We start from the raw sequence: 709 nt of genomic DNA, 5'->3' as shown, positions 1-709 counted from the left end.
CGAACTCGGCGAGCATCGGCTCCATCATCGGCGAATGAAAAGCATGCGAAACACCAAGCCGCCGAACCCGCGTCCGCTCCCCCCACCACCGCTCCAACTCGACAATCGCCTCCACCGGACCCGACACAACCACCGAACCCGGCCCATTCACCGCAGCCACCGACACCCCCACCGGCAACCCCTCCGACACCACACCCTCACCCGCCTCCACCGCCAACATCGCACCCCCACCCAAACCCCCCATCAACCCAGCCCGCACAGACACCAACCGCACCGCATCCGCAAGCGAAAACACCCCCGCCACATACGCCGCCACAATCTCACCCACCGAATGCCCCACCAACACATCCGGCCTCACCCCCCACGACTCCAACAACCGAAACAACCCCACCTCCACCGCAAACAACCCCAACTGCGCAAACCCCGTCACACCCACATCAACCCCCGGATCGAACAACCACCCCGGATCACACACCTGCGCCACCGCATCCGCAAACACCGGAAAACACTCGAACAACCCCCGACCCATACCCAACCACTGCGACCCCTGACCCGAAAAAACAAACACCGTCCCACCCGACCGCACCCGCACCGGCTCGGACACCTCCGCCATACCCCCACCCCCGGCAACCACCGCCACCGACCGCCACGGCAACTGCGCCCGCGACGACACCAACGACCACCCCACATCCACAACACTCGCCCCAGG

General features: G+C 65.4%; 1 protein-coding gene. It reads right to left on the bottom strand.

The window, feature by feature from the left end:
* Window positions 1-613: acyltransferase domain-containing protein (locus ON37_RS26540; RefSeq protein WP_217999963.1), on the bottom strand; the 613-nt coding region annotated here is incomplete at its 3' end.
* Between the last annotated feature and the right edge of the window lie 96 nt (window positions 614-709).

Origin of the sequence: Nocardia veterana NBRC 100344, assembly GCF_000308855.1 — a bacterium.
GTDB classification, from domain to species: domain Bacteria; phylum Actinomycetota; class Actinomycetes; order Mycobacteriales; family Mycobacteriaceae; genus Nocardia; species Nocardia veterana.
The sequence above is the reverse complement of the archived record's forward strand: the minus strand, read 5'-3'. Positions and strand labels throughout refer to the sequence as shown.